An 18,446-nucleotide genomic window follows, 5' to 3' on the forward strand; every position below is an offset into this window, starting at 1 on the left:
ACGTAAAATATGATTTTAAAATCTGTTTGTTAAACTTTTCAAAAGTTTAGCCCCCGGCAGGGCCGCCGGAGGCATAAGCTGAATGGTTACCATTCGTTTTTAGTTTGGGTAATATCAGTATGAGACAAGGGCAAGGGGCTGACGTGACGACGAAAGATTATCGTGTATTTCAAGAGAAGTTCGAGGTCTCCAGGGAGGAGATGATCCGGGAGCTGTTCCGGGAAAACGCAGGGTCCATCCGTGTGAAAAAAGAGGCCACGGCGGTGAAGAACCTCCAGCGGATCATCCAGGCGGTGTTCGCCATTTCCATGGAGAAGGGGTTCCAGGCCATGAGCATGCGGGACCTGTGCACCGAAAGCGGTCTCTCCATGGGCGGGCTGTATGGGTATATCCAGAGCAAAGAAGAGCTCCTTGCCCTGATCCAGGGGCAGGGACGGCGGATTCTGGAGCGGTTTTTACGGGAGAGCGTCACAGACCTCACCGACCCCTTTGACAAACTCGCTGCCCTGATCCGGGCGCATATCTACCTGAGCGAGGTGGCCCGGCCGTGGTTTTTTTTCAGCTTCATGGAGTCCCGCCACCTGGGCAAAGAGGATGTCAGCCGGGCCCTTGCCATGGAAGCGGCAACGGAAAAAGCCCTCACCGATCAGATTGAAGAGGGCATCGCGGAAAAGGCGTTTGCCCCCTGCGATGCCGCCCTGATCGCAGGGCTCATAAAAGCCATGCAGCAGGACTGGTACCTGAAACGCTGGAAGTTCAAAAAACGGGGCACCTCCGTGGAATCCTACGCTGACGCCGTCATCGAGATGGCCTTCTCTCGGTTAGCATAGGCTCAAGGAAAAGCTGCCTCCGTTTTGGGAAAAAAGAACCGTAAAACGTTCCCGATGGAACATGACAACCTGTCGAGGTTGTCTCGGCGGAGCCATACAAGATAGTCGTAAAACCTGTTTGTTAAACTTTTTAAAAGTTTAGCCCCCGGCAGGGCCGCCGGAGGTTGTTTTTTCTGTCTGCCTAATTCAGAGATATGGAAGAGGAGAGCGCATGAAGGACACAGCACAGGCGATTCGTGACGGAGAAGGGCTGGACGAGGGCAAGCTGTATGATTGCCTGGTGGTCAACATCCCGGGGCTTTCCGGCCCCCTGACACTGACCCAGTTTCCCAGCGGGTTTTCCAACCTTACTTATCTGGTGCGCGTGGGAGAGACCGAGATGGTCCTGCGCAGGCCTCCCTTCGGGGCCAGGATCAAGAGCGCCCACGACATGGGGCGCGAGTACCGTATCTTAAGCGCCTTAAGGCCCCATTTTCCATACTGCCCTGAGCCGTTGTACTACACCGAGGACCCGGAGGTGATGGGGTGTCCCTTTTACGTCATGGAACGCATGGAGGGGGTCATCCTGAGAAAGGACCTGCCCGCAGGGCTGGCCTACACTCCGGCCCAGGCGAAAGGCCTCTGCGAAAGGGTACTGGACGTCCAGGTGGCCCTCCACGGCATCGACGTGGAAGAGGCGGGGCTTGATTTTCTGGGCAAGCCCGAAGGGTATGTAAGGCGTCAGGTGGAGGGGTGGAGCAGGCGCTACCGCAACGCCCGGACCGACGACGCCCCGGACTTCGAAGCCGTCATGGAGTGGCTTGCGGACCACATGCCCGAAGACGCGCCGCAGCCCACCATCGTCCATAACGACTACAAACTGGACAACATCGTCTTGTCCGAGGCCGATCCCATGGCGATCATCGGGGTCCTGGACTGGGAGATGGCCACTTACGGTGACCCCCTCATGGATCTGGGCAACTCCCTGGCCTACTGGGTGGAGAAAGACGACCCCGAAGAGATGCAGATGATCCGCCTTATGCCCACGAACATGGACGGGGCGCTCTCCCGGTCCGAGATGGTGGCTCGCTACGGCAGGCTCACGGGCCGGGATGTTTCGGGGTTTGATTACTACCATTGCTTCGGCCTGTTTCGCCTGGCCGTTATTGCCCAGCAGATTTACCAGCGGTACCACAAGGGCCTCACCAGGGACAAGCGGTTTGCCATGCTGATTTTTGCGGTGCAGATCCTTGAGAGGGCCGCTCTATCATATGTACTGAACCGGAAATCAATGGATCATGGGAGGTAGGTATGGCTGTATCGGTTTCACTTGAAGGGAAAACAGCGCTGGTCACCGGCGCAAGCCGGGGCATCGGAGAGGCCATTGCCATGGCCCTTGCAGAGGCCGGGGCGACGGTGGTGCTTTCGAGCCGTAAGATCGAAGGTCTCGAAGCGGTAAAGGCAAAAATCGAAGGGGCCGGGGGGAAAGCCCATGCCGTGGCCTGCCACACCGGGGATCTTGAACAGATTGCCCAGCTGACGGCAGAGGTCAAGCGCCTCTGCGGAGGGCTGGATATCCTGGTGAACAACGCCGCGGCCAATCCCCACTTCGGGCCCATGGTGGACGCCGAAGAGTGGGCCTGGGACAAGATTTTCGACGTAAACCTCAAGGGCCCGTTTTTTCTCATCCGGAATGCGGCCCCCCTGATGAAGGAGAGGGGTGGCGGGGCCATCGTCAACGTGGCGTCGGTGAACGGGGTTCGGCCTGCTTTCTTTCAAGGGGTCTACTCCGTGAGCAAGGCGGGGATGATCGCCATGACCCAGGCCCTGGCCAAGGAGATGGCCCCGGACAAAATCCGGGTCAACGCGCTGCTTCCGGGCCTGACCGACACCAAGTTCGCCTCTGCCATCACCCGGAATGAGGACATCATGAAGGAGGTGAACCGCCAGATCCCTGCAGGCCGCGTGGCCGAGCCCTCGGAGATGGCCGGTGCGGTCCTCTACCTTGTCTCGGACGCGGCCTCCTATGTGACGGGCAGTTCCCTGGTGGTGGACGGGGGCATGCTGGCCTGATTATTTTCTTTTTTCTAACGGTAAAGGCGTGTCTTTCGGAGAGAGCTCCGGGGGCATGCCTTTTTTTGTTTTGGCGACACGGCATGGGCGGAAAAGGGCTGCCGAGGGGATAGCCCCTCAAGGATAATGGCTTTTCGCGTGGTTTTAAAAAATGTTCCCCCTTTGTGGCAAATGAAAAACTATGGTAAAGATGTGAATGATATTCCTACACTATATGGCGGTGCACATCGAATTTTACAATGTGCGCCAGGGTGATCGCAGATTATGAATCGTGGCCTTTCGGAAAAGGGCGGTGGTTGAGAGCTTCAATGGATGATTCGCACCTTGACCCCGTCGCTGTTTTCCGCCGGTAAGGCCGTTTATTATGTTATGCGTGCCGGATCGTTTGCTCGGGGGGGCTTTTTTTTAATTGATTTAGGAGAAATCGTCCCACGCATGTATCGGAGATTTGTACATTATGCTCAAGGCAGGTATTTTTCTTGATGTAGACAACCTCAGCTTCAATGGTGGGTGGGGCATGCGTTACAGCGTTATTCGCGACCTGGTTTCCGCCCAGGACACCACCATTGTACGGGCCAACGCCTATCTGGCCGCGGATTTCGACCGGGAGGAGTTTGACCACGAGTACCGCATGCGCAGTGAAGAGTACCGAAACGCCATGCGCCGGGCCGGTTTTCACCTGATCTTAAAAACCGTGAAACGCTACTTTAACGACGACGGGGACACCGTGGTCAAGGCCAACGCCGACTTGGACCTGGCCGTGGATGCTCTACTCCAGTCCGAAAATCTCGATTACGTGCTCATCGGCACCGGGGACGGCGACTTCCTGCGCCTGGTCAGGGCCCTCCAGAACCGGGGAAAGCGTGTGGACCTGCTCTCCTTTGACAACACCAGCTCCGAACTGCGCCGGGAAGTGGACAACAGTTTTTCAGGTTTTCTCGTGCCAGGGCTCATGCCCAGCCGGTTCGACAACAAACGCCGGCAGCGCGGTATCATCTACTCCGTCAAAGAGGGCCGCGAGTACGGGTTTCTCAACATGCGTACCGGGCTGGGTGTCGGTGAGGTGCAGAGCAATGTCTTCTGCCACGTCAACGACTTCGAGCCCAAGATCGTCAGCGACCAGCTGATGCGCTACAAACGCGAAGGCGTCATCCTGGAGTTCGACGCCATCGAGCAGGGCCCGGATAAATACAAGGCGGAAAACATCCAGGTGTTTGACTGGAAAAACAGGTAAAGCACATGCTCCGGGGCGTTGCCCCTTCACATGTGCAGACGGGCTGCGCCCGTGAGCGGGGATGTGGGTGCTGCTTGCCGCTGCGCGATAAATGATCACAGAACATGGCAAGAAAAAAGAAAAGGGCTCGTGATTCTTTTAAGATCACGAGCCCTTTTTTCTTGTAACTATTCCGTTGCCTCCGGCGGGTCGCTTTTTTGAAAAAAAGCTCCGCAAAAAACTTTCCGAAAGGTTAGAACAGTCGGAATCGCTGGAATTCATGGCAACGCTGTCAAGACCTGTTTATCAAACTTTTCAAACGTTTGGCCCCGGCAAGGTGTGCCACCTTGAAAGCAGGTTGCGGATGCGCTTTGCCCCTCGTTCCTCGGGTCAAATCATATCCGCCTTTAAAAGAGGTTTCATCAAAAATGGTTTTTTAAGACCTATTTGTTAACCTTTTTAAAAGGTTAGCCCCCGGCAGGGCCGCCGGAGGCCGTTTTCTGCCCTTAAGGCATCACCCCGTAGGCTTTGAGCTTTTTGTGCAGGGTTTTCCGGGTGATGCCGAGCTGCCTTGCGGTTTCGCTTTTGTTGTTGCCGGTGGCGTCCAGGGTGAAGAGGATGGCCTCTTTTTCCACCTCTTCCAGGGGCCGGACTTCGCCGGAAAATCCGGCGGTGGCGTGGGCCGGTTCCAGTTGCTCTTCTTCCATGAGGCGCAGGGACTCGATGCCCACGTAGGGGCTCTGGCAGAGGACGACCCCGCGTTCCACGGTGTTGATGAGTTCGCGCACGTTGCCGGGCCAGCGGTAGCGCACCAGCATGTCCATGGCTTCCGGGGTGAACCCGGAGATCTCTTTGCGGTTTTTTTCAGCCAGGCTTTTAAGGTAGTGCTGGGCGATGGGGGGGATGTCGTCGCGCCGCTCCCTCAAGGCGGGCAGGTAGAGGTCCACCACGTTGAGCCGGTAGTAGAGGTCTTCCCTGAATTTTCCCTCCCGCACAAGGTCCGCCAGGTTTTTGTTGGTGGCGGTGATGACGCGGACATCGATGGGGATGACCTCTTCGCCCCCCACTCGGGTGATCTCCCGTTCCTGCAGGACCCTCAAGAGTTTCACCTGCATGGACAGGGGCATCTCCGAGACCTCGTCCAAAAAGATGCTGCCACCGTGGGCCTGGACGAATTTTCCCTCCTTGCGGCGCTGGGCGCCGGTGAAGGCCCCCTTTTCGTGGCCGAAGAGCTCGGACTCCAGGAGGGTCTCGGTGATGGCCGCGCAGTTGATCTTCACAAAGGGGCCTTCCCGTCGGGTGCTGTTGTAGTGGGTGGCCCCGGCGATGAGCTCCTTGCCGGTGCCCGACTCCCCGGTGATGAGGACCGTGGCCTCGGAGGTAGCCACCTGGGCCACGGTGTCCAGGAGCTGGGTCATCACGTTGCTTCGGGCGATGATGTTCTGCCGGTCGAACTGCTCCTTTAACGAAAGGCGCAGGCGCTGGTTCTCTTCCTGGAGGCGCTGGCGTTCCGTGGCCCGTTCGATGGTGAGGCGGAGCTTGTCGAAGTCGATGGGTTTGGTGAGGTAGTCGTAGGCCCCGTTTTTCAACGCCCCCACCGCCGTCTCAATGGAGGAGTAGGCGGTCATGATGATGATGGGAATGGCCGGGTTGATCTGATTGATCTTCTCCATGGCTTCCAGGCCCGAAACCTTGAGCATGCGGATGTCCATGAGAATAAGGTCGAAATAACGCTCCTTGACCATTTCGATGGCGGGCTCGCCGTCGTTGGCTTCAAAGATGGTGTAGCCCCACCCGGTGAGAAGGGTGGCCAGCATGGTTCGATGGGAGGTGTCGTCGTCAACAACCAGAATCGAGAAGTTTTTTGTCATGATCTGTCTGCTCCGCTTTGGTTGGGATGACCAGGGTGATGGCGGTGCCTTCACCTTCGATGCTCTTGATACGGATTTCGCCACCGTGGGCTTCCACGATGTTGTGACTGACGGCCAGTCCCAGCCCGGTTCCAGATGCTTTGGTCGTAAAATAGGGGTCAAAAATATGGGCGAGGTTCTCATCGGAGATGCCGCACCCGGTGTCGGTTACCGTGAGGACGAGATTGGTCGATCCCACGGGGCGGGTGACGTTCAAATCGATGCTGCCCCCCGGCTCCGTTGCCTCAATGGCGTTTAAAAAGAGGTTGAGCAGCACCTGGCTGATCTTGTCCGGGTCGAAGAGGGCTGTCTCGGGTGCGTCGTCAAAGACCGTGGCGATGGTGATTCCCCGCTCCCTAGCCCGCATGCTCACAAGCTTGACGCAGTTATCGATGAAGGGATCGAGTTCCACCCGCTTGGGGGAGAGGCTCACGGGCCGGGCAAACTCCAGGAGCTGGCCCACCACCAGGTTGAGGCGGTCCACCTCTTTGATCATGATCTGGGCGATGTTCAAGTCGTTGGGGTTGTCCTTGTAACGCTCACTGAAATAGGTGGCAAATCCCTTGATGGAGCTCAAGGGGTTGCGGATTTCGTGGGCCACGCCCGCGGCGAGCTTACCCACCGAGGCCAGGCGGCGGCTTCGCTCCACCTCCCGTTTCAGGCTCCGCACCTCGGTGAGGTCTTTGAAGAGGCAGAGGTACCCGGTGACCAGGTTCTCTTCGTCCCTCAAGGGTGCAGCGCTTACCTGAAGGGGGAGAAAGGCCCCCTGGGGGGTGGTGCACTCCACCTGGTCCTCCACCATGCCGATGCCGTATTTCAGCTCCTGGATGCGGTCGGTGAACTCCCCGGGCAACAGGGCCCGGGCTTCTTTGCCCGTGGTGTTGTCCGGCAGCTGCATCACCTTTTTGGCCACGTGGTTGAAGGAGAGGATCCGAAAGGAACTGTCAAAGGCCATGAGCCCGATGGGCAGGTTCTCCACGATGGTATCGGAAAACGCCTTTATTCGGGAGAGGGAGCTTCGCGTGGACTGGTAGGCCTGGATCATGAACAGGAGGATCACCCCCCCGAACCCGGACAGGAGCAGCACCACCCCGGAGATGAGGGAGTCCTGCATCTCGATTTTTCCGGCTTTTTCCACGGAGCTCATGTCCAGGCCCACGAAGATGATGCGCTCCGGGGCCTTTTCCAGCTGGAGCACGGCGTCGGGGAGGACCCGGTTGTCGTACTTGGAGATCTGCATCCGCAAGAGGCTGGAGGCCTCCTGGGTGAATCGGCGGAAGATGACCAGGGTCTGCTTGCCCCCCTCTTCATGAATGATCTGCCAGAAGAGGCGGCCAGACCCGGCGATGCGCTTCAAGTCCAGCTCTTTGCCCTGGTAGGTGAGGTTCAGGTGCTTGCCTGCCAGGGAGGCTTTGTTGTGGGCGATGATGCGGCCATCGTCCTGGGCCACGAGGATATAGGATATGTCGGGCTGGCGGGCTGTTTCAAAGAGGAGTTTCTGGAGTTTTCGGTTCTCCCGGAAGCTGTCGGCCATGAAGCCTGTACGGGTGCTGGCCTCAAAGGAGCGGATCAGGGCCGCGCCTTTTTCGATGAGGAGCTGGATACTGTTTTCCCGCTGGCGCTTGATTTTGTCAAAGGTGACCCAGGAGGAGATGGGCAGAAGCACCACGACCGCTCCGATAAAGATCCAGGGCGGGACTTCCGACCAGAATTTCCGTTCCGATGGCATACCGTCTCTCTTGTTTTATAATGGTTCAGGGCATGGCCCGGTCACCGGACCGGGGGATGGTGCATAAAGCCCAATGGAATCTGAATAGCAAAACCGGTGCCAGGCCGTGCGCCACCGGGCCCTGCCTGGTGAGATCTGGCTTCAAGACCCTTACCTGAAAGGCCGATACAGGTCCCGAGACCGTTTTGAGGGACAAACGGGAGCTGTACCGCTTTGAGGCAAAGCGGGCGTTTTCTGGCACGGGTGGTTAAAAAATAACCACGGCCATCCGGTTACATGGGAATCATATGGCTAAAAAGTATCCACTATGTGGCCCGGGCCTGCAAGAAAAAAAAGAACGCGGCTGTTGAAGAACCATGAAGGCTGTTTATCTTTTCTATGATGACAGTCGGTTACGGGATGCTTCTGTGGGTTGACTTCAAAGCTTGGCACAGCGGTTGCACTACTCGTCTCCAAGCCTTCCGAAGGCCCGGCTTGTTCAGCAAGACGCAACACACCCAAAGAAGCCTCTTTTCCCCCTTTTGGAAAACCCCTCCGAGCCGGGCCCTTCGGAAGATTTTTTTAAAACGAGACGACAACGTTTAACAACGGAGCTACCCCATAGATGATGCACACACGAGAAACAGCCATCCCGCAATCGTCACACCCTTTACGTATCGCTGCCCTGATGATGCTTTCCCTGGCCGTGCTCCTGACGGCCGTTCCCGTCAGGGCGGAAGCGGTCAAGATGATCCCCGCCGATTTTTCCGAGCTGGCGGAGAAAGCCTCTCCGTCCGTGGTGAACATCCGTACCGAGAAAACCGTCAACGGCGGTGGCCGTGTCTCCCGGCATTTTCAGGGCATGGACCCCAACGATCCCATGAACGAGTTCTTCGAACGGTTTTTCGGGGATCAGCGCCAGCGTGAGTTCAAGCAGCGCAGCCTGGGCTCCGGCTTTATCGTGGATCCCTCCGGCTACATTGTGACCAACAACCACGTGGTGGAGAACACCACAGAGATCAAGGTGATCCTCAAGGACGGCCATGAGTACGAGGCCACCATTGCGGGGCGTGATCCCAGTACGGACCTGGCCCTGATCAAGATCGATGCCGATAAAGAGCTTCCCGCCCTTGAACTGGGGGATACCCAGGAGATCAAGGTGGGCCAGTGGGTCATGGCCATCGGCAATCCCTTCGGCCTGGGGCACACGGTTACCACCGGCATTGTCAGCGCCAAGGGGCGGGTCCTGGGCAGCGGGCCCTACGACGACTACATCCAGACCGACACCTCCATCAACCCCGGGAACAGCGGGGGCCCCCTTCTGGACCTTGAAGGCCGGGTGATCGGTATCAACACCGCCATTATCCAGGGCGGCCAGGGGCTTGGCTTCGCCATTCCCGTGAAGCTTGCGGCGGGTATCATTGCCCAGCTTAAAGAGGACGGCAACGTGACCCGCGGGTGGCTCGGGGTCTCCATCCAGGAGATCGAAGGTGACGTGGTCAAATACTACGGACTTCCCGGTGCCAAAGGGGTCATGATCATGGACGCCTTCAAGGGCGATCCTGCGGAGAAGGCGGGCATCAGGGCCAAGGACATCATTCTTTCCATCGACGGCAAAAAAGTGGAGACCTTAAAAGACCTCACCGGCATTGTGGCCTCCCAGAAGGTGGGGGACAAGGTCAAGGTCACCTTTCTCAGGAACGGCAAAGAGAAGACCGTGAAGGTCAAGATCGGCAAGCGTGAAGATCGCAGGACCGCAGGCGCCCAGGGTATGGGCAGCGGGGACACGGATCTGGGCATCGACATCGCCTCCATCTCCCCGGAGATGGCCAAGCGCTTCAACCTGTCCGACACCCAGGGGGTCCTCATCACCGGGGTGAAGCCCCGAAGCAAAGGCAGCCAGATCGGCCTGGTCCACGGTGACATCATCAAAGAGGTCAATCACACGCCCATCCGCTCCGAAGACGATTACTTCGAGGTGCTGGAGGGCATTGATGAGGGTGAGCAGGTGGACATGCTCATCATCCGAAGAGGCCGGGGGTATGCCCTGGTCCGGTTCACGAAATAGGCCATGATCCAAACCTGAAGGACATACCATCCTATCGCGGCCCGGTGGCCCGGGCCGTCACGGTGTTCACATATAGCTTCATCCTTTATTCTCCTGAATTGCAGTGGTGCAATACGTAAAACCCCCGTGGCATGGTGCCCCGGGGGTTTTGCGTTTGGCCCTGGCCCTGGATCCGGCACAGGTGACCATTCAGCTCAAAAAAGCCTTCGCAAGCTGGGGTCCAGGGGGTCATCCCCTGGCCGCCGGAGGCTTGTTTCTGCTCACTATTTTAACCATAGAAGGCAAGCAGACTCGTTATCGGTAAGGCCGTGTTCCTGTATGGCATGCCGTGCCTGCCTTCGTGCGTTGCTGGGGCAGGTGGCTACAAAGTAACCAAAGCGTTGGGGTGAGGGGGTAATCATGTGGTTAAAAAGTATCCATGGCAAGGGCGAGGTGGCGAGCTCTGCAAAGGAGAAAAACGTATGCTGAATCTTTTTGCTGTAGATATGTCCTTTTATAAAGGGTTGTTATGTGTCCTTATTAAAAATAAATCTTGGTTTGGCACGCGGGTTGCAAATTAACCAAGACAAGCCTCTCGAAGGCCCGGCTCAACCGAACAAAACGCAAAACAACCCAAAGAAACCTCTTTTCCCCCTTTTTTGGAAATCCCTTTGAGCCGGGTCCTTCGGAAGCTGTTTTAAAGAATCTCCTCATCGCGATCCGGTGGCCCGGGTCGTCAACACGGTGTTTACATATATTCTTCATCCTCCTATCTCCATAAGGTTGAAGGGGGTGCCGCAAGGCACCCCCCGAAATCTGAAAACAGCAAGACCCTTTTCTGAAGCGCCCTTAAGGGGACGGTTCAGGGAAAAAAATCATCCTTATATTCTCCTAAATTGTAGTGGTGTAAAACCCCCGGGGCAACGGTGCCCCGGGGGTTTTGCTTTTTGGGCGAGTGCGTGGTGGAAACAGCGATCAGGGGGACGCAACGGCCATGGGCCCGGTACTCCATGGGGAAGAGAGCATTCCTTCTGAGAAAAGAGCCTTTGGTGAGCCTTCAGCGGTGACTCCCCCGTTTTCAAGGGCCACTACGTGGGCTGCCAGGGCGCGGATTTCATCAGATGCATGGCTGACGTAGAGAACGGGGATGGAGACGTGGGCCGCGAGCTTTTTGATATAGGGGATCACTTCGGCCTTTCGTGCCGTATCCAGGGAGGCCAGGGGCTCGTCCATGAGGAGCATGGCCGGGCTGGTCAACAGGGCCCTGCCGATGGCCACCCGCTGTTTTTCCCCTCCGGAGAGACCTGCCGGTCGCCTGGTGAGGAGATGGCCGATGCCCAAAAGGGAGGTTACCTCATCAAAATCCACAAAACGAAGGGCAGCGGGTGTTCTTTGCATGCCGTAGGTGAGGTTGGACCGCACCGAAAGGTGGGGAAAGAGCCGTCCCTCCTGGAACACATACCCGATGCGCCTCTTTTCCGGGGGCAGGTCAATGCCCTGTTTCGAATCAAAGAGACAGAGCCCGTTGACGCAGATGCGGCCGGAGTCGGGCCGGACCAGGCCAGCCACCATGTTGACCACGGAGGTCTTTCCCGCCCCGGACGGGCCGAAAAGCGCCGTGACCCCGGTTCCGGGGGCCTCAAAGGCTACATCCAGGACAAACCGGCCCTGTGTATGGTGGATCTGTAAATTCAGCACGGGATTGAATCCTTCCTTGTCACTGTTCAGCGTATGCCTCCGGCGGACCTGTCGGGGCCAAACGTTTGAAAAGTTTGACAAACAGGTTTTAACAACTGATTCAGTTTGATCTGACTCAAAGGCGAATGTGATTTTCCATGAGGAACGAAGGGGAAAGCGCATTCGCAACTTGCTTTCAAGGTGGCACACCTTGCCGCCGGAGACTGCATTTCGGAGCTGAATTGTTACCCCTCATTTATGCCTTCATGCGGGCTGCGACTCGGCGGGCAAGGGTCTCGGAAACGATGAGGGCCACCATGGCGATGAGTACCGACAGGATGCACAGGCGCATGGCACCGGTCTCGCCGTCCGGCACCTGGGTGAGGGTGTAGAGGGCCAGGGGCAGGGTCTGGGTCTCTCCCCGGATGTTGGAAACAAAGGTGATGGTGGCACCGAATTCTCCCAGGCTCCGGGCAAAGGCCAGGAGGGTTCCCGTGAGGATTCCCGGGGCCATGAGGGGCAGGGTCACCGTGAAGAAGACCGCGACGGGTCCGGCGCCCAGGGTGCGGGCCGCGGCTTCCAGCCCGGGGTCCACACTCTCCAGGGAGAGGCGTACGGCGCGGACCAGCAGGGGAAAGGCCATGACCGCTGCGGCCAGCACCGCCCCTTTCCAGGTAAAGGCCAGGGAGATGCCCAGGTAGTTGAAGAGGGGGCCTCCAATGGCACCGTTTCGCCCCAGGAGCACCAGCAGAAGGTACCCCATGACCACAGGCGGCAGGACCAGGGGAAGGTGGACCAGCGCCTCCAGGAGGGATTTTCCGGGAAACCGGCCCCTGGCAAGGGCCCAGGCCGTCAAGATCCCTACGGGCAGGCTGAGCACCACGGCCCAGCCTGCCACCTGGAGGCTTAAGGTCACGGCTTCACGCTCCAGGGCGGTAAGGGTAAAAATGCCCATTACCTGACGCCGAACCCGTATTTTTGAAAGACAGCCCGGGCCTCCGGGGTCTGCAGGAAGTCAAGGAATCGCCGGGCTTCGTCGGCGTTGCCCCCCTTGACGGCGGCCACGGGGTAGACAATGGGCGGGTGGCAGGACTCGGGAAAGGTCCCCACCACGCGCACTTTTTTTGAAATGGCCGCATCGGTGGCGTAGACGAGGCCCAAGGGGCATTCACCGCGCTCCACCAGCACCAGGGCTGCCCGAACATCTTTCATGGGGGCCAGGCGGTCTTTGACCTCGTCCCATGACCCAAGGCTCTCCAGGGCCTTTTTGCCGTACATGCCCGCCGGGACGTGGCCGGGGTCTCCCATGGCCAGGCGGCCGGTTTCGCCCAGGGCCGAGGCAGGGGAAAAACCCGGTTTGACAACCATGTCCGTGAGGGCACTTTTCGCCGGCGCGATGAGGACGATGCGGTTTTTCAGGAGGTCGGCGCGGCTTCCCTGGCCCACCAGGCCCTTTTGGGCGATGTAATCCATCCATTTGGTGTTTGCCGACAGGTAGACATCAGCGGGCGCCCCGTTTCCGATCTGTTTGGCCAGGGTGGAGGAGGAGGCAAAGGAGGGAACCATGCGGCCAAGCTTTCGGGCGGCATAGAGTTCGCTGATGTCTGTGATTGCGTTGGTGGTGGATGCGGCGGCAAACACCACCACATCGGCCCGTGCAACGTCCAGGCCTGACAGGAAGATCAGGGCGGCGGCCATGAGGGAAGCTGTGCGTGTGAACGGTTTCATCAGTTTGATTTCCTTTGCGAGTATTTGTCTGGCGTATATATAGCGTTTTTAAACGTCATTTGACATACTCACATCGCATTTGGTAAGAAATCGGTCAATTCCTTTTTGGCTTTTTGTGCGTCCGAAAGGCCCATGGCCAACGAATATGAGGAGAGTTCCATGCAACTGATTCGAAACCTGTCGGCGCATTTTTCCGACAAGGCGAGCCGTACCATTGTGACCTCTGTGACCATCGGCCTGAAGTACACGGCCGTGACCACCGACGACGGGGGCATCGGCCTGGCCTGGACAGACCCTTCATCCCTGGGCTGCGGAAAGGCCGGGGAGTACCGTGATTTTGAAGGCCTGCCTGCCACCGAGCTTCTGGACCTTTTGCAGTCCGGCGTGCCACTTCATCGCACCATGGCTCTGGCCCTGGTCAACGCCCTGAACTACCACGAGGCCTGCGAGTACCCGGAGGATGCCGGTGACGGAGGCTGGATGGATTCCTTTGCCATCGGCCCGGAGACCCGGGTGGCCATGGTGGGGTTCTTTCGGCCCTTAATGAAAAAGTTCAAAGCCCGGGGCGCTTCTGTGGAGGTTCTGGACGACACCCAGGGCGTTGGCGATCGCCCTTCCTTTCTTCAAAAACTCAACGGCTGGGCCGAGGTGCTGTTGCTCACCTCCACCTCCATATTGAATCGCAGCACCGAAGAGCTCCTTGCCCTGCTGCCCCGGGATATGACCCGGGTCATCATGCTTGGGCCCAGCACCCCGGTGGTTCCCGAGGCCTTTAGCCATCTTCCCGTGCGAATCCTGGCAGGTACCGTCCCTGAAGACCAGGCCGCCGTTGTGCGTGCTGTCCGGCACGGGCAGGGCACCCCGGTGATCCATCGCTTCAGCCGCAAAGTGTGCGCCGTGCAGCCCATTGGTTAATCCTGGTTGAAAAACCGCCTGCCTTCTAATGGACGATTACACTCTTAACGTGGCCTTCTCTCGGCCCACTGTGGAGGTGGGCTTTGCCCCGTAGTCATGGCCGGGCCATACCACCGTGTCCCCCGGCAGGGTGAAGATCTTTTCGCGCAGGGAGCGCTTCAGGATTTTCAGGCTGCCCCCGGGAAGGTCTGTTCTGCCCACCCCTCCCACAAACAGGGTGTCCCCGGTGATAACGTGGCCGGGCGTGTAGAGGCAAATGCCTCCCCGGGTGTGCCCGGGCGTATGAAGGACCGTGAGGCGGCCCTTTCCCACCTCGATGACGGAGCCGTCTTTCAGCAGCCGGGACGGTTTGGGCGATCCCTTGCCTCCCAGGGCCCGTGTGAGGGTGCGGTTTCCGATGCCGGAAAGCGCCTTGGCGTCATCACGGTGAATCATCAAGGGAGCACCGGTGGCCTCCACCACCGCCCGGTTGCCTGCCGTATGGTCGCTGTGGCAGTGGGTGTTGACGAGTCCCACCACCTCCAGTCCAAGGATGTGGACCTCCCGTAGAATCCGTTTTACCTCAAAGGCCGGATCCACCAGAAGGCAGCGATGTGTGGCTTTGTCTTCAACGATGTAGGCAAAGGAGGCCATTTTTGCCAGGCGAATCTGATGTATGTTCATGGGGGCTCCTGCAAAAGGGTCGATGGCTCTTAGCTATGGTTTTTTCTGATTCGATGCTATACCACCCCATGGGTGGGAGTGATCAGGGATCGGACCACAGGGTAACCCGGGGGCGGGGCGATGTCCATGGGGCGTCGGCAGGTTTTGATGTTGGCGTGCATTTAAGGAGGGTGTGATGAAATCAGCGTTGGTGGTCATTGATGTTCAAAAGGGGCTCTTCGGGCCTGAGCCCGTTCCCTTTGATGCGAAGCACGTGATATCTCGCATCAATGAACTGGCATCGCGCTGCCGAAGTGCTTCGGTGCCGGTGATTTTTGTGCAGCATGAGACCCAAAGCGGGGGTCTCGTCTATGGTTCTCCCGGCTGGGAGCTGGACCCAAGGCTTCGGGTGGAGCCCGGGGACCATGTGATTCGCAAAACCACCCCGGACTCTTTTTTGCGAACCCGCCTTACTGAACTTCTGACCAAGCTGGGGGCAACTCACCTCATCCTCTGCGGATACGCCACGGAGTTCTGTGTGGACACCACCGCCCGCAGGGCCGCCGGATTGAAATATCATGTGACTTTGGCCGCCGATGCCCATACCACCCATGACAAATCACACGCGTCCGGCGATGTTATTCGGGCGCACCACAACGCCACCCTCCCCGCCATCAGGAGCTACGGAGTGCCCATTGACGCAATACTCTCCGGCGAAATCGTGGTTTGACGAGGGACATATCAAAACAGAAAATAAATGACTCAGTCAGTATAACGTGTTTATCCGATTGATCTTTTTTTCTTTGTGTGCAATGTTGTTGTGAACAAGTCATAACGTCTCGTACATCTCTTCCTTTTCAGTATTGATTTTGAGTAAAGCTCCCCGGGACCCATGCCGATGGGCCGGGCCGAGCAGGTGCGATGGCAGGTGAGCTTTTCTGCGATCCCTGCAGCGCCTTTTCGGAACATGGGCGAACACAGTGCAGTCAATCGGTGCCGTCAGCCAGGCAGTATAGGGCTGATTCCTGAGGTTTGCTCCGTCTGTTTTTTGGTTGGCCATGAAACGTTGTTTATAAATAAGGTCTTATGACCTTGTTCTGCAATATCTGTTTTTTGCATCGCTTTTGGTGGTGAACGCATGATTCGCGGTGATTGACCAGTAACCTCATTTGGAAAGGGATTGCCATGAAACGCAGGAAGCAGAAGTTGATTCACGTTTTCATTCTCTCGGTCTTTGCCCTGGCCGCCCTTGGCGGCACGGCATATGGCGCTCCGGAAAAAGAGCTCCTCGAAATGCAGACACAACTTGCCGATCAGGCCAAGGCCCTTGAAGAGATGAGGGCCACCATCGACGCTTTGACCTCTGAAAAAGAGGACGGGGGAAGCTTTCGGGCGCCCTTTGTGTTCAGTGGGAACAAGGCGTCGTCCGTGGTGCTGTACGGCCATATCAACCGTGCCCTCCTTGCCGCCGATGACGGAAATGATGCCGACGTGTACCAGGTGGACAACGCGGCTTCCCAGTCCCGATTTGGTATTCGCGGAACCATCAAGGTTTCCGACGAACTCATGTTCGGGACCCTTCTGGAAGCCGGGCTCAATTTGAACCTCAGTGATGGTGTGAGCCAGGATGACCCCAGGGGTGACGACGTAGACAACACCTTCAAGCGCAGGCATGTGGACCTGTATATGAAGCACACGAGGTGGGGAACCTTGTCCATGGGGCATGGGTCCACGGCTTCGGATGACACCACCAGCCTTGATCTTTCGGGGACTTACCTGGCAGGCGCATCTGCTGTGAGCGATTACGCAGGCGGCCTTATTTTTTACGACAAGAACTTGAACAGCTTGACGGGTATCAACATATCAAAAATCTACAACAGCATGGATGGGTTGGGCAGGGACGATAGGATGCGATACGACTCTCCCTCCTTTGCCGGGTTCATGGCCTCGGGCTCCTGGGTGGCCGACGGTGGCGGTGATCTGGCGTTGAGGTACGACGGGGAGCTGGCTGATATCCAGGTGCTGGCTGCCATCGCATATGCCAGGCCCAGCGATGCGTCGGACACTGTTGAGAATCAATACGACGGTTCTGTGGCGATACTCTTTGACTCCGGTTTCAACGCAGCCTTTGCCAGCGGTCTTCAGGAGTACAAGCAAGACCGTGCTGATGACGGGACCTTCTATTACCTCAAGCTGGGCTACAAGGCCATGCTTGCCTCCTTTGGGGAGACGCGCTTTTCCGTGGACTTCGGCCAGTACGACGACAACCTGACTTTAGATGGCAGCATTGCCCGGCAGTACGGCAAGGGTGATGTCATCGGCGCCCAGGTGGTTCAGGATGTCAAAGATTTCGGTGCCGAGCTCTACGCCGGGTACTATTTTTATGACCTGGACGCCGATATCAGCAGTTACGAGTCGATCCACGCACTTATCACAGGTGCGCGGATCAAGTTCTGATGCCTTGTTTCCGGGTCGGCGGCGATCAGGGTTCCAGCCACATGTCTCCCGGCTTGATCCAGCCGATGCGACGGAGGTATTCCGAGACGCCGTAGGCGATGGCCGCCGGAAAAATGAAGTGAATCAGAGCAATTTTGAGAAAGAGTGTTGCGGGGTGCTGGGCGCCGATCATGGTGTTCCAGGTCATGATCTGGCCCACGAGGCCAGAGGTGCCCATGCCCCCGCCGCTGGGGTTGTTTTCCATGCCGAACAGCACGGTGGCGATGGGGCCGGTGACGGCGCTGGCCGCGATGGCCGGGATCCAGATTCTGGGATTTTTTACGATGTTGGGCATCTGGAGCATGGAGGTGCCAAGGCCCTGGGCGAAAAGGCCGTTGACCTTGTTTTCCCGGTAGCTGGCCACGGCGAAACCTACCATCTGTGCTGCGCATCCTGCGGTGGCTGCCCCTGCGGCGAGGCCCTTGAGGCCCAGGATGATGGAGATGGCCGCCGAGCTGATGGGCAGGGTGAGGAAAATTCCCATGCAGACCGAGATGATGACCCCCATGACAAAGGGCTGCTGGTGGGTGGCAAAGAGGATGATGTCGCCCAGATAGGTCATGAAGGTGGAGATGGGCGGCCCGATGAGAAGGGCAATAATTCCGCCGCTCACCAGGGTGACCATGGGGGTGATGATGATGTCGAGCCGGGTCCTGCCGAATACCCGGCGTCCTACCTCAATGCCTGCCAGCACGGCGATAAACGCGCCGAGGGGCTCCCCCGGCCCCGCCAGGTGAACAGCACGCCCCACAAAGACGCTTCCGGCCAGGATCTTGCCGGCAAAGGCTCCGAACATCCCGGTCACCGCCGAGGCGTAGATAATCAGGTTGGGAGCTCCCAGCTTGTGCGAGACCCCCACGCCGATGCCTGCCCCGGTCATGGCAAGGGCCATCCCCCCTATTTGAAGCAGCACACCGCCGGTGGTTCCCCCGATGCCCGCTCCGATCTGTTTGATGATGAGCCCCACGATAAGGGTGGAAAAAAGGCCCAGCGCCATACCGCTCAGGCCGTCAATGAGATACCGGTTGACAAACTTTCGAAATAAACGTCCCTGTGACATGCTTCTGCACCATCCCCCTGAAGTTATTGATTGTTGTCTTTAGAAGTAGTTGGGTTTAACCACAATTCGGCCGAGATTTCAAACAGTCAAGGGACAGGCTCTTTATGCTGGCCAACTTTTAATACCCCAATCGATGGCTCTGGTGTGTGCATCTGTTTTTTATTATTT

Annotated in this window: 16 protein-coding genes; 8 read left to right on the forward strand and 8 right to left on the reverse strand. The window is 57.8% G+C overall.

Translation table 11 applies throughout. The features are described from left to right. Positions 1 to 143: 143 nt before the first annotated feature. The 4 genes from ACOYW0_RS12680 (at position 144) to ACOYW0_RS12695 (ending at position 4,116) form a co-directional block, all read left to right on the forward strand. Complete coding sequence (locus ACOYW0_RS12680; RefSeq protein WP_180138696.1) at positions 144 to 830, forward strand: TetR/AcrR family transcriptional regulator; 687 nt, start codon at positions 144 to 146, stop codon at positions 828 to 830. Positions 831 to 1,041: 211 nt separating this feature from the next. Next, positions 1,042 to 2,118, forward strand: coding sequence for a phosphotransferase family protein (locus ACOYW0_RS12685; RefSeq protein WP_482418769.1), 1,077 nt, complete (start codon positions 1,042 to 1,044; stop codon positions 2,116 to 2,118). Positions 2,119 to 2,120: 2 nt separating this feature from the next. Beyond that, positions 2,121 to 2,882 carry an SDR family oxidoreductase gene (locus ACOYW0_RS12690; protein WP_482418770.1) on the forward strand — a complete coding sequence of 254 codons (762 nt, stop codon included), beginning with the start codon at positions 2,121 to 2,123 and terminating at the stop codon, positions 2,880 to 2,882. Between the two features lie 457 nt (positions 2,883 to 3,339). Continuing rightward, the gene (locus tag ACOYW0_RS12695) at positions 3,340 to 4,116 is read left to right on the forward strand and encodes a LabA-like NYN domain-containing protein (RefSeq protein ID WP_482418771.1); all 777 of its coding nucleotides are present in this window, start codon (positions 3,340 to 3,342) and stop codon (positions 4,114 to 4,116) included. A gap of 485 nt (positions 4,117 to 4,601) precedes the next feature. Here ACOYW0_RS12695 and ACOYW0_RS12700 read toward each other — a convergent pair whose 3' ends face one another. Together ACOYW0_RS12700 and ACOYW0_RS12705 are read right to left on the reverse strand one after the other, a co-directional pair. Continuing rightward, the gene (locus tag ACOYW0_RS12700) at positions 4,602 to 5,966 is read right to left on the reverse strand and encodes a sigma-54-dependent transcriptional regulator (RefSeq protein WP_180138700.1); all 1,365 of its coding nucleotides are present in this window, start codon (positions 5,964 to 5,966) and stop codon (positions 4,602 to 4,604) included. Further along, the gene (locus ACOYW0_RS12705) at positions 5,935 to 7,734 is read right to left on the reverse strand and encodes an ATP-binding protein (protein ID WP_482418772.1); all 1,800 of its coding nucleotides are present in this window, start codon (positions 7,732 to 7,734) and stop codon (positions 5,935 to 5,937) included. The genes ACOYW0_RS12700 and ACOYW0_RS12705 overlap by 32 nt, the downstream gene beginning before the upstream one ends. Before the next feature lie 604 nt (positions 7,735 to 8,338). On the opposite strand from ACOYW0_RS12705, the gene ACOYW0_RS12710 reads away from it, so the two are divergent. Continuing rightward, positions 8,339 to 9,781: a Do family serine endopeptidase gene (locus tag ACOYW0_RS12710; protein ID WP_482418773.1), complete on the forward strand. Its 1,443-nt coding sequence runs from the start codon at positions 8,339 to 8,341 to the stop codon at positions 9,779 to 9,781. Positions 9,782 to 10,735: 954 nt separating this feature from the next. Here ACOYW0_RS12710 and modC read toward each other — a convergent pair. From modC to modA, 3 genes are all read right to left on the reverse strand, one after another. Further along, positions 10,736 to 11,458: a molybdenum ABC transporter ATP-binding protein gene (gene modC / locus ACOYW0_RS12715; protein WP_482418774.1), complete on the reverse strand. Its 723-nt coding sequence runs from the start codon at positions 11,456 to 11,458 to the stop codon at positions 10,736 to 10,738. Between the two features lie 235 nt (positions 11,459 to 11,693). Continuing rightward, positions 11,694 to 12,392 carry a molybdate ABC transporter permease subunit gene (gene modB / locus ACOYW0_RS12720; protein WP_482418775.1) on the reverse strand — a complete coding sequence of 233 codons (699 nt, stop codon included), beginning with the start codon at positions 12,390 to 12,392 and terminating at the stop codon, positions 11,694 to 11,696. Next, positions 12,392 to 13,165 carry a molybdate ABC transporter substrate-binding protein gene (modA, locus tag ACOYW0_RS12725; RefSeq protein ID WP_482418776.1) on the reverse strand — a complete coding sequence of 258 codons (774 nt, stop codon included), beginning with the start codon at positions 13,163 to 13,165 and terminating at the stop codon, positions 12,392 to 12,394. The genes modB and modA overlap by 1 nt, the downstream gene beginning before the upstream one ends. Positions 13,166 to 13,324: 159 nt before the next feature. Here modA and ACOYW0_RS12730 point away from each other — a divergent pair, with 159 nt between their 5' ends. Next, on the forward strand, positions 13,325 to 14,080 hold the full coding sequence (locus ACOYW0_RS12730; protein WP_482418777.1) for a Rossmann-like domain-containing protein: 756 nt from the start codon (positions 13,325 to 13,327) through the stop codon (positions 14,078 to 14,080). Positions 14,081 to 14,116: 36 nt separating this feature from the next. Here the strand turns inward: ACOYW0_RS12730 and ACOYW0_RS12735 are convergent, their stop codons facing one another. After that, positions 14,117 to 14,743 carry an MBL fold metallo-hydrolase gene (locus ACOYW0_RS12735; RefSeq protein WP_482418778.1) on the reverse strand — a complete coding sequence of 209 codons (627 nt, stop codon included), beginning with the start codon at positions 14,741 to 14,743 and terminating at the stop codon, positions 14,117 to 14,119. Positions 14,744 to 14,918: 175 nt separating this feature from the next. On the opposite strand from ACOYW0_RS12735, the gene ACOYW0_RS12740 reads away from it, so the two are divergent. Next, on the forward strand, positions 14,919 to 15,452 hold the full coding sequence (locus tag ACOYW0_RS12740) for a cysteine hydrolase family protein (RefSeq protein ID WP_482418779.1): 534 nt from the start codon (positions 14,919 to 14,921) through the stop codon (positions 15,450 to 15,452). Between the two features lie 269 nt (positions 15,453 to 15,721). On the opposite strand, the gene ACOYW0_RS12745 is transcribed toward ACOYW0_RS12740, so the two are convergent. Continuing rightward, on the reverse strand, positions 15,722 to 15,937 hold the full coding sequence (locus tag ACOYW0_RS12745; RefSeq protein ID WP_482418780.1) for a hypothetical protein: 216 nt from the start codon (positions 15,935 to 15,937) through the stop codon (positions 15,722 to 15,724). On the opposite strand from ACOYW0_RS12745, the gene ACOYW0_RS12750 reads away from it, so the two are divergent. Continuing rightward, positions 15,929 to 17,179 (forward strand): porin, encoded by a 1,251-nt coding sequence (locus ACOYW0_RS12750; protein ID WP_482418781.1) that lies wholly within the window; start codon positions 15,929 to 15,931, stop codon positions 17,177 to 17,179. The two genes, ACOYW0_RS12745 and ACOYW0_RS12750, sit on opposite strands and share 9 nt — an antisense overlap. Before the next feature lie 25 nt (positions 17,180 to 17,204). On the opposite strand, the gene ACOYW0_RS12755 is transcribed toward ACOYW0_RS12750, so the two are convergent. Next, a complete protein-coding gene (locus ACOYW0_RS12755) occupies positions 17,205 to 18,278 on the reverse strand; it encodes a PTS sugar transporter subunit IIC (protein ID WP_482418782.1) in 1,074 nt (357 codons plus the stop codon). Positions 18,279 to 18,446: the final 168 nt, after the last annotated feature.

This window comes from Desulfoluna sp. HI9BLuna (assembly GCF_056829775.1).

Bases quoted from the DNA above. Each gene is read 5' to 3' on its own strand.
- ACOYW0_RS12685 (WP_482418769.1), top strand. From the start codon at position 1,042: ATGAAGGACACAGCACAGGCGATTCGTGACGGAGAAGGGCTGGACGAG.
- ACOYW0_RS12690 (WP_482418770.1), top strand. From the start codon at position 2,121: ATGGCTGTATCGGTTTCACTTGAAGGGAAAACAGCGCTGGTCACCGGC.
- ACOYW0_RS12695 (WP_482418771.1), top strand. From the start codon at position 3,340: ATGCTCAAGGCAGGTATTTTTCTTGATGTAGACAACCTCAGCTTCAAT.
- ACOYW0_RS12700 (WP_180138700.1), bottom strand. From the start codon at position 5,966: ATGACAAAAAACTTCTCGATTCTGGTTGTTGACGACGACACCTCCCAT.
- ACOYW0_RS12705 (WP_482418772.1), bottom strand. From the start codon at position 7,734: ATGCCATCGGAACGGAAATTCTGGTCGGAAGTCCCGCCCTGGATCTTT.
- ACOYW0_RS12710 (WP_482418773.1), top strand. From the start codon at position 8,339: ATGATGCACACACGAGAAACAGCCATCCCGCAATCGTCACACCCTTTA.
- modB (WP_482418775.1), bottom strand. From the start codon at position 12,392: ATGGGCATTTTTACCCTTACCGCCCTGGAGCGTGAAGCCGTGACCTTA.
- modA (WP_482418776.1), bottom strand. From the start codon at position 13,165: ATGAAACCGTTCACACGCACAGCTTCCCTCATGGCCGCCGCCCTGATC.
- ACOYW0_RS12730 (WP_482418777.1), top strand. From the start codon at position 13,325: ATGCAACTGATTCGAAACCTGTCGGCGCATTTTTCCGACAAGGCGAGC.
- ACOYW0_RS12735 (WP_482418778.1), bottom strand. From the start codon at position 14,743: ATGAACATACATCAGATTCGCCTGGCAAAAATGGCCTCCTTTGCCTAC.
- ACOYW0_RS12740 (WP_482418779.1), top strand. From the start codon at position 14,919: ATGAAATCAGCGTTGGTGGTCATTGATGTTCAAAAGGGGCTCTTCGGG.
- ACOYW0_RS12755 (WP_482418782.1), bottom strand. From the start codon at position 18,278: ATGTCACAGGGACGTTTATTTCGAAAGTTTGTCAACCGGTATCTCATT.